Source organism: Ferroglobus sp. (assembly GCF_015521575.1).
GTDB lineage: Archaea > Halobacteriota > Archaeoglobi > Archaeoglobales > Archaeoglobaceae > Ferroglobus.
In genome coordinates, this window is record NZ_WANY01000026.1 from 1 (window position 1) to 6185 (window position 6185).

The following is a 6185-nucleotide window of genomic DNA, read 5'->3' on the forward strand; positions in this document are numbered from 1 at the left end:
CTCCAAGCTCATCGGATTTTTAAATTTCCGCAAAAAATATAACAGTTTCGTAACAACAGCAGCGACCCGTAATTTTTACTTCTCGAGAAATATTTTTCAACCGATTTTTATGATGTTCAAAAGAATGATAAGGAAGCTAAATCTTTATCCTCTCCGAGTTTCATCCTGCCTCGCACAGCCTCTGGAAGCAGGTAAAGACGATGGACGTAACGATCATCGAAGCCAATGAATGAAAACATCTTTGGACATAGATTTCAAGCATGAGAAATGTGGGGAAAGTGGCAAAGTTAATAAATCTTAATAGATTTTAAGCATCTGCATTATCTCATGCGTTGTGTAAACTTTAACAGCGTTCTGCTCCTTCAGCTTCTTATCGTTCGTCCAAATTGCGCAGTTCAATTTTAACGCTAGTGCGAAGTAAGGAATGTCGTCGGGGTCTGGAGAAATTTTCTCGACTTCGTCGTATTTATCCTCGAATTCTTCAAACGGAATTACCTCTATCTGCTCTTCCAGAAAATTCAGAACAACATCTAATTCATCAAGAAGCTCACGAATCTCGACGAACAGATACTCTGGAGCTACAAAACGAAATTTTCCCAAAATCTTGTTTGTTACAAAAACTCTAAACGTTCCACCTCCGGATATAAGGGCGGCAAATAACACATTAGCGTCTGTCACCAGCAACATGCTTCTTAAATCTCTCAGCAATCGATTTACTGATTTTCTCACCGAGCTCTAAAGCATCTTCTTCAGTCATCTTGCTCTTGGATATTATTCTCCCGATCTCAGTCAAATTTTGGATTTCCCTTTCGATCATTCTCCTTATCGCCGGTGACCAATCAACTCCAAATTTTTCCATCTTCCTCTTCAAGTCTTCGGGAATTTTAATTTTTAATTCAGCCATAAATATTACAACTCCTCCATGGGCTATATCTCTTACCGTACTTTTGGAATTATGATGACGTCCAAACATCCTTTGCGAGGAGAGCTGCGAAAAATTCTCTTAGAGATTTATTCGGTACGGAAAAAGAGAACAAAAAGAAATATCGCGTTTTCTTGGACATAGACGCTGAAAAAACGAGCTTGTTATCGTGAAAGCTCACACGACAAGGAGTTATTTGATCGCTCGCTCTTTCATCAAACAAGTAAACAAGTTCTTAATTTATTGCAAAAACAAACCTAAGTTTCTGATCGACAAAGCTTCTTGACCGAAAAAGCATTGGAAGAAAGATCTAACCTTGGAATTTAAACACAAAACTTTTTCAGGAAAAGAAGATTGGTCGAAACAGCATTAAGCTTTTTCACTGAGAGAATTAAGATTTTCTCCTGCTCGATAACTGCTAAAAAGTTAGCTAAAAACCGGAATTTGTTTCGTAAACCGTTCATGCTCTATTGCAATCATTTAAGGTGGTTGAGTTGACAGAACTGATCTTTGAAGCGAAAGTTTTAAATTGATGATTTCGTCGGGGTCATAAGATGAAAATAATTAGATGTCCGTCTTGCGGGGAAGAAATCGAATTAAAAGACCTTTACGAAGGAATGGAAGTAAACTGCAGCCTCTGCGGGATTACTCTGCTTTACGAAGAGGGCAAGTTCATACTCTTAGACACGAACGAAGAATTCGATCCTGAGGACTTGCAGGAGGATTTCGAGGAAGAAGAGGACTTCGAAGAGGAAGAGTTCGAAGAAGAGGAGGAAGAGTACGATTACGACTACGACGAATACTGAAAAATTTTTAAAAATTTTTACTTTTTCAGCTTCATGAAACTTCTTGCTCTGGTTGGAAGTAAGAGGTACGGAAACAGCATTTTTTCTTCCAAGTACATCGCTAAAAAAATTGGGGCAGAGCTTGAGATAGTCAACTTAGCCAATTCGAAAATAGAACCATGCAAAGCCTGCTACGCTTGCCTTTTCGGAGAGGAGTGCAAAATAGAGGACGACGTTTACGGAATTCTTGGGAAAATAGAGGAAAGCGACGCTATACTAATTTCCTCTCCAGTTTACTGGCTCGACGCAACCGGAAAGGTAAAGCTCTTCCTCGACAGGTGCTTTATGGCTTATCCGTACCTTGAGAAGTTCAAAGATAAGAAGGGAGCTGTCGTCTACTTCTACGGATTCGAAGAGCTTAGAGGCTGGGCTTCCACGACATACAACCTCTTGCTTAGGTGCATGGGAATCGAACCTCTCATAGTGGCTCCGGTTCACTCACCTCTCCCCGGAGAAGTCTTCGAGAAAGTCGAAATCCTTGACAAAGTTGCCGAAGCTATAAAAAGCGGAGAGAAGTTCGTTTTCAACGGACAATGCCCCGTTTGCCTGAGCGAAAGCTTCAGATACACTTCAGCTTTTGAATGTGCGATCTGCGGTTCAAAGCTGAACGAGAAGCTTGAAGTGGTCGAGAAGGGAGAGAGGTTAAGCTACAAGTGGATGATAGAGCATTACGAAGAGCTTAAACGCTTCAAGGAACACTACTTGCAGAAGAGGGGTGAGCTAAAAAAGCTGGTGGAAAGATATGTGGGAGAGGGCAATTAGCGAGGAGTTCGTTGAAAGGTGCAAGAATTTAAAGAAAACCGGAAACATATTCAACCCAATATTTTACATAGTATTCACCCGCCTCGTCGAGGTTTCGGCGATAATAAACGAGATTTTCCTTCCAACTCCCGAAGATTTGGAGGAGATGTTCAAAACAAGAAAAGATCTTCTTGAGATCGATTTGAAAACGATAAACGAAACCTTGAGGAGAGCTTGGAAGTTTGAGATAGAGAGGGGAGTGAAGTACAACTTCAGCGATGGAATAGAGGATTTAATGTATGTCGTTTACAGAATGCGGGAGGTTCAGAATACGATAGATAGGATGATAAAAAGCCTCGTCAAGGAGTGGAAAAAGAGCGAGCTCGTAGAGATTTACTTTTCACTCCTCGTTGAACTTCTTGAACTTGAAGAGAAAATTCAAAGGGAAGTGGAAAGAGAGATCGCTTTAGAAAACTTCGCGAGACTCGCTAAAGAGCTCGGCTACAGTTCGGAATTTCTTAGAAAATCTTACGAAATTTTAAAGGACGAGAACAAACCTCTGAATCACGTGAGACTCGAAGAAGTTGGAGAGAAAAGTAAGCTCTCAGAACTGTTAGCTCAAACCGATGAGGAGGAAAAAATGTTTGTTTTATCGGCTTTAAAAGTTATTTTCGGGAAAGAGTGAAGTTTGTCAACTTCGTAATTTGACAACGTGCTACGCTTTTCTATGAAAAGCCTTTCAGATGTCTTTTTGATGGAGAAGTTAGGTAATTCTTAAATACTGATGATCTCCCTCATAGAATACAGATCTCGGGAGGTGAGTTTTATCCTAATAGAAGTAAGATTTCACGGTAGAGGTGGGCAAGGCGCTGTTACAGCAGCGGACATTTTAGCTATAGCCGGCTTTAAACAGGGATATTATACGTTATCTTTCCCAATGTTTGGAGCCGAAAAAAGGGGAACTCCAGTTGTGTCTTTTCTCAGAATCTCCGACAAGCCAATTGTTGTTAGAGATGAGGTTCGCAACCCAGATTACGTGGTGGTCATGGATCCCTCCTTGTTAGATGTCGTGGACGTCTTAGCCGGGATAAAAAAGGAGGGAATGCTGATAGCCAACTATCCGAAGGGTAGCGAAGAACTAAAGGAAAAGCTGAAAGCCGAAGATGTGGAAGTTTACACGATCAACGCAACGAAGATGGCTATGGAGATCCTCGGAAGACCGATAACAAACACCGCAATGGTTGGAGCTTTTGTGGGAGCGAGTAATGTCGTGAAGTTGGAGCATGTTGAGGAGGCAGTTAGAGAATTTTTCGAAGATGAGGATGTGGCTGAAAAGAACGTTCAGCTTATTAAGAAAGCTTACGAATATATGAAGGAGGTATGTTCATGGAAAGAATGAAGCTTTATATAGGGGCAAGTAACCCGCCGAAAACCACGCAGATGAAGACCGGAGATTGGGGAACCGAATGGGCGTTTGTAGATGAAGAAAAATGCATAGGCTGCGGAAGGTGTGTTAAGTTCTGTCCAGAGCCGTGCATAGAACTCGTGGAGAAAGACGGAAACAAGATAGCGAAAGTCGATCACGACTACTGCAAAGGTTGTGGAATTTGCGAAAGTGTCTGTCCGGTTAATGCGATTAAGATGGAGACTAAGGAAATTTACAAAGTTGAGGTGTGTTAAATGAAGAGGATAGTTAGAGGTTTTTACGCAATTGCTGAAGCTGTTAGGCTCTGCAGACCCAATGTCATCTGCGCATACCCGATAACTCCGCAAACAGAAATCGTTGAAAATTTAGCTGAAATGTACGCAAACGGGGAGCTTGACGCGGAATACATAACAGCCGAATCGGAGTTTGCCGCAGCATCGATAGTTTTGGGAGCTTCGGCAGCTGGAGCGAGGGTATTTACAGCCACAAGCTCCCAAGGGCTTTTGCTCATGACGGAGGTTCTGTTCAACGCAGCTGGAATGAGACTGCCGATAGTGATGGTAGTTGCCAACAGATCCGTTTCCGCTCCTCTCAGCATATGGAACGATCACCAAGATAGCATGACGGTGAGAGATGCCGGAATTATTCAGATGCACGCTGAAAGCAATCAGGAAGCTCACGATTTGATTCCCCTCGCCTACAAAGTTGCGGAAGATAAGAGAGTTCTTCTACCCTTCATACTCAACGTGGATGGATTTAAACTAACCCACGCCTACGAACCTGTGGATCTTTTAAGCCAAGAGGTCGTCGACAGCTTCTTACCGCCTTACGATCCCGTTGTAAAGCTTTCAACCGAAAAACCCGTGGCGATGGGTTGCTACGCTCCTCCTCCGTATTACATGGAGTTTAGAGTTGCGATGGAGCACGCGATGGAAAGGGCGAAGAAAGTCATGGAAGAAGTTTTCAAGGAGTGGAGCGAGATAATAGGAAGGGATTACGGCTTGCACGTTTCAGCAGAATATTGTGAAGATGCGGAGGTTGTTGCGATAGCAATGGGATCTCTCGTTGGTCTCGTGAGAGACGTGGTAGAGGAAATGAGAAAAGAAGGAAAGAAAGTCGGATTGCTAAAAATCAGGACGTTCAGACCTTTCCCCGCTGAAGAGGTTAGGGAGGCTTTGAAGAACGCTAACAAGGTTATAATCTTCGAAAGATCGCTTTCCATAGGCTCCGAACCTCCAGTAACGCTTGAAGTAAAAAGCGCCTTGTTCGGACACTCATCTCCTGAGATTCACTCGGTAGTAATAGGGCTCGGTGGCAGAGACATACCAAGGGAACAAATCGTGAAAGTGATAAGCGAAGTGTACGAAGGCAAAGTGAAGCCCGGAAAGAGGTATGAAGGAGTTAAAGAATTTGAAGAGGTGATTCCATGAGCTATTTCGGTCCCGGACACGGAGCCTGTCCCGGTTGCGGATTTCCTATCGCCGTTAAGTCCGTCCTTGAGGCTTTAGAAGGAAAAGCATTCATCGTAAATCCAACTGGGTGTCTCGAAATAGTGAGCTCGATGTACGGAAGAAACGTGTGGGGTGTGCCTTACATCCACTCCCTTTTCGAGAATGCTGCGGCTGTCGCAGCGGGAATTGAAGCTGCTCTTAGAGTTCTAAAGAGAAAGCATGAAGGTCATGTCGTCGTTTTTGCTGGAGACGGTGCTACAGCCGACATAGGATTCGGTATGGTCTCCGGAGCGTTCGATAGGGATCACGACATCCTCTACATCTGCTACGACAACGAAGCTTATCAGAACACGGGAAATCAGCAAAGCGGGTTAACTCCTCCGGGAGCGAGAACAACGACAACACCGGTTGGAAAAAGACAGCCCGGAAAGATAGGGAAGAAAAAGGACATGATTAGCATAGCAGTCGCTCACGGAATCCCCTACGTGGCTTCAGCTTCAGTAGGCTACCCGAACGACTTGAAGAGGAAAGTGAAGAGGGCAGTTGAGTTCGAGGGAGCAAAGTACATCCACGTTCACTCTCCCTGCGTTCCCGGATGGGGGATCGACAGCAAGCAGATGGTCGAAGTGGCAAGACTCGCCGTTGAAACCGGATTGTACCCGCTCGTAGAATTCGAACACGGAAAGCTCGTGAGGGTTATGAAGATCAAGGAGAAGAAGCCCGTGGAAGAATACTTGAAGGCTCAAAGGAGGTTTAGGCACTTGTTCAAGCATCCAGAAGGAAAGAAGATAATAGAAGAG

9 protein-coding genes are annotated in these 6185 nt (G+C 43.8%); 7 read left to right on the top strand and 2 right to left on the bottom strand.

The window, feature by feature from the left end; translation table 11 throughout:
* Window positions 1-297 precede the first annotated feature (297 nt).
* Together F7C14_RS00935 and F7C14_RS00940 are read right to left on the bottom strand one after the other, a co-directional pair.
* Complete coding sequence (locus F7C14_RS00935) at window positions 298-687, bottom strand: PIN domain-containing protein (protein ID WP_290898815.1); 390 nt, start codon at window positions 685-687, stop codon at window positions 298-300.
* Window positions 665-904, bottom strand: coding sequence for a hypothetical protein (locus F7C14_RS00940; protein WP_290898817.1), 240 nt, complete (start codon window positions 902-904; stop codon window positions 665-667). The genes F7C14_RS00935 and F7C14_RS00940 overlap by 23 nt, the downstream gene beginning before the upstream one ends.
* A 572-nt stretch (window positions 905-1476) precedes the next feature.
* On the opposite strand from F7C14_RS00940, the gene F7C14_RS00945 reads away from it, so the two are divergent.
* The 7 genes from F7C14_RS00945 to F7C14_RS00975 all read left to right on the top strand — a co-directional run.
* Window positions 1477-1728 (top strand): hypothetical protein, encoded by a 252-nt coding sequence (locus F7C14_RS00945; protein ID WP_290898820.1) that lies wholly within the window; start codon window positions 1477-1479, stop codon window positions 1726-1728.
* A 33-nt stretch (window positions 1729-1761) separates the two neighbouring features.
* Window positions 1762-2529 (top strand): flavodoxin family protein, encoded by a 768-nt coding sequence (locus F7C14_RS00950; protein WP_290898822.1) that lies wholly within the window; start codon window positions 1762-1764, stop codon window positions 2527-2529.
* Window positions 2510-3193 (top strand): hypothetical protein, encoded by a 684-nt coding sequence (locus tag F7C14_RS00955; RefSeq protein WP_290898825.1) that lies wholly within the window; start codon window positions 2510-2512, stop codon window positions 3191-3193. Before F7C14_RS00950 ends, F7C14_RS00955 begins: the two co-directional genes overlap by 20 nt.
* Before the next feature lie 99 nt (window positions 3194-3292).
* Window positions 3293-3907, top strand: a complete 615-nt coding sequence (locus F7C14_RS00960) for a pyruvate ferredoxin oxidoreductase subunit gamma (RefSeq protein WP_290898828.1) — start codon at window positions 3293-3295, stop codon at window positions 3905-3907.
* Window positions 3895-4188: a 4Fe-4S dicluster-binding protein gene (locus tag F7C14_RS00965; RefSeq protein ID WP_290898831.1), complete on the top strand. Its 294-nt coding sequence runs from the start codon at window positions 3895-3897 to the stop codon at window positions 4186-4188. Before F7C14_RS00960 ends, F7C14_RS00965 begins: the two co-directional genes overlap by 13 nt.
* Complete coding sequence (locus F7C14_RS00970; RefSeq protein WP_290898834.1) at window positions 4189-5364, top strand: transketolase C-terminal domain-containing protein; 1176 nt, start codon at window positions 4189-4191, stop codon at window positions 5362-5364.
* A partial coding sequence (locus F7C14_RS00975; RefSeq protein WP_290898836.1) for a thiamine pyrophosphate-dependent enzyme occupies window positions 5361-6185 on the top strand: 825 nt, incomplete at its 3' end. The genes F7C14_RS00970 and F7C14_RS00975, both read left to right, overlap by 4 nt.